This window comes from Mesorhizobium sp. M8A.F.Ca.ET.021.01.1.1, assembly GCF_003998025.1.
Lineage (GTDB): Bacteria > Pseudomonadota > Alphaproteobacteria > Rhizobiales > Rhizobiaceae > Mesorhizobium.
Genome location: NZ_RZSJ01000777.1, coordinates 1 through 2,274, shown reverse-complemented (window position 1 = coordinate 2,274; position 2,274 = coordinate 1). Strand labels below are relative to the sequence as shown.

At 63.4% G+C, this 2,274-nt stretch carries 4 protein-coding genes; 3 read left to right on the top strand and 1 reads right to left on the bottom strand.

All coding sequences use genetic code 11. The features are described 5' to 3' along the window. Together EOA36_RS33700 and EOA36_RS33695 are read left to right on the top strand one after the other, a co-directional pair. The coding region (locus EOA36_RS33700; RefSeq protein WP_127281042.1) for an ABC transporter permease subunit at positions 1 to 612 on the top strand (612 nt) is incomplete at its 5' end. Between the two features lie 19 nt (positions 613 to 631). Continuing rightward, complete coding sequence (locus EOA36_RS33695) at positions 632 to 820, top strand: hypothetical protein (RefSeq protein ID WP_127281041.1); 189 nt, start codon at positions 632 to 634, stop codon at positions 818 to 820. A 158-nt stretch (positions 821 to 978) separates the two neighbouring features. On the opposite strand, the gene EOA36_RS33690 is transcribed toward EOA36_RS33695, so the two are convergent. After that, positions 979 to 1,266 carry a GIY-YIG nuclease family protein gene (locus EOA36_RS33690; RefSeq protein WP_127281040.1) on the bottom strand — a complete coding sequence of 96 codons (288 nt, stop codon included), beginning with the start codon at positions 1,264 to 1,266 and terminating at the stop codon, positions 979 to 981. A 281-nt stretch (positions 1,267 to 1,547) separates the two neighbouring features. On the opposite strand from EOA36_RS33690, the gene EOA36_RS33685 reads away from it, so the two are divergent. Beyond that, positions 1,548 to 2,274: aliphatic sulfonate ABC transporter substrate-binding protein (locus tag EOA36_RS33685; protein WP_127281039.1), on the top strand; the 727-nt coding region annotated here is incomplete at its 3' end.

The following is a 2,274-nucleotide window of genomic DNA, read 5'->3' as shown; positions in this document are numbered from 1 at the left end:
GTCGACGCGACGCTGCTGCAGCATGTCGTCGCCAGCCTCGGCCGCGTCTTTGCCGCGCTGGCCGCCGCCATCCTGGTCGGTGTGCCGGTGGGGCTCGCCATCGGCATCAGCACGGTGGGGCGCGGCATCTTCGATCCGCTGCTCGAATTCCTGCGGCCGATCCCGCCGCTGGCCTATCTGCCGCTGGTCATCATCTGGTTCGGCATCGGCGAGCCGTCGAAGATCCTGGTGATCGCCATCGCCATGCTGGCGCCGGTCGCCCTGTCGACCGCCTCGGGCGTCCGCGGCGTCTCGCGGGAGCGCATCAACGCCGCGCGTTCGCTTGGCGCGACGCGCGCCCAGGTGGTCCGCCACGTGATCCTGCCCAGCGCCCTGCCCTCGATCCTGACCGGCCTGCGCATCGCGCTCGGCGCCGGCTGGTCGACACTGGTCGCGGCCGAACTGGTGGCGGCGACGCGCGGCCTTGGTTTCATGATCCAGTCCGCGGCCCAATTCCTCGTCACCGACGTGGTGGTGATGGGCATATTGGTGATCGCGGCCATCGCCTTCGTGCTCGAATTCACCATCCGCCGGATCGAGCGCGTGCTCGTCCCGTGGGCGGGGCGTGAATGATCGGAAGAGGAGAATGACGATGACCCATTCCACCGCCGTGTTGTTTGCTCATGTCGGCTCCTGGCTGCTCGGCCTTGCCGCCGACGACAAAGCGGCAAAGGAGGACGGCCTGCGCTCGCCGGCGCCGGTCCATCTCCGCGCCGGGCACGACCGCCTGCCGCCGCGCGACGAGAGCTTTTATTGGGCCTGGCAGTACTGGTCGCAGTGAGTGGCTGGCGGTTGGCGCACCGACGCATAGCGTTAGCGATCTTTCGCGCTAGCCTCCACGTCTTCGTCATCCTAGGGCGAAGCAAGGAGCAAAGCGACGCGCGCAGACCCTAGGATCCATGCCGCGACTGTGGTGCGTTGCAACGGTGCAAAAACGGCTCACCACCCAGTTCCGCGAAAGAGTTCGAACCATTCCGGATTAGCTTTCTCGATCAGCTCGATCTTCCATTGGCGTGGCCAGCGTTTCAGGGACTTCTCACGTTGGATCGCATCAGTGATGTCGAAATACTCTTCGTACCAGACAAGGCGTTGCACGCCGTAGCGACTGGTAAAGCCTGAGCCTTGGCCAGATTTGTGCTCGGGTACACGGCGGCCGAGGTCGTTGGTGACGCCAATGTAGATAGTGCCACGTTTCTGGCTTGCGGTCATGTAGACATAGCCGGTCATGTTTGAAGCGTAATCCGGGTGAGTGAGCGTGTAAGCGTCGTTTCTGATCCGTCGCATTCTACGACCAAAGTCACGGCATGGATCCTAGGGTCTGCGCCGCGTCGCTTCGCTCCTTGCTTCGCCCTAGGATGACGAAGGTATAGGTGCCGTAGAAAAAAATTCCGCCCGTCACAATCATCTCGCAAAATTATTTCTCTACTAAATTTATAGAACTACCTAGCCTGATCCATCTTCCAACCGGTGAGGACATTTCCTGCCGCGCGCATTGAAGGAGAGGGATCATGTTCAATCTGACGAGACGCGTTTTCGGCATTGGCCTCGTGGCCGCGACAGTGGTGCTGTCGTTCGGCGCCGCCGCGCAGGACCTGAAGCAGTTCAGCATCGGCTACCAGAAGACCGGCCTGCCGGTGATCGCCAGGCAGCAGCAGGTGATCGAGAAGGCGCTCGGCGACAAGGGCGTCACCGTGAAGTGGGTCGAGTTCACCGCCGGGCCGCCATTGGTCGAAGCGCTCAATGTCGGTGCCATCGATGCCGGCTGGACCGGCGACGCGCCGCCGATCTTCGGTCAATCGGCCGGCGCCAACATCGTCTATGCCGCGGCGCTGCCGTCCAATGGCGAAGGCGAGGCGATCTTCGTCAAGCCGGCCTCGCCGGTCCAGGCGGTCGCCGACCTCAAGGGCAAGCGCGTCGGCGTCGGCAAGGGCACCAGTGCGCATAATCTTCTCGTCGCCGCGCTGGAAAAGGCAGGTGTCGCCTTCGATCAGATCACGCCGGTCTATCTCAGCCCGGCGGATGCGGCCGCCGCCTTCGCCAGCGACCAGATCGATGCCTGGGCGGTCTGGGATCCGTTCTTTGCCATCGCCGAAACCCGCTACCAGCCGCGTGTGCTGGCCCGCTCCAGCGAGGTGCTCAAGGTCAACACCTATTTCCTCGCCAACAAGGATTTCGCCAAGGCGCATCCCGAAATCGTCACCACGACCATCGCCGCGCTTGGCGAGGCGGCGAAAT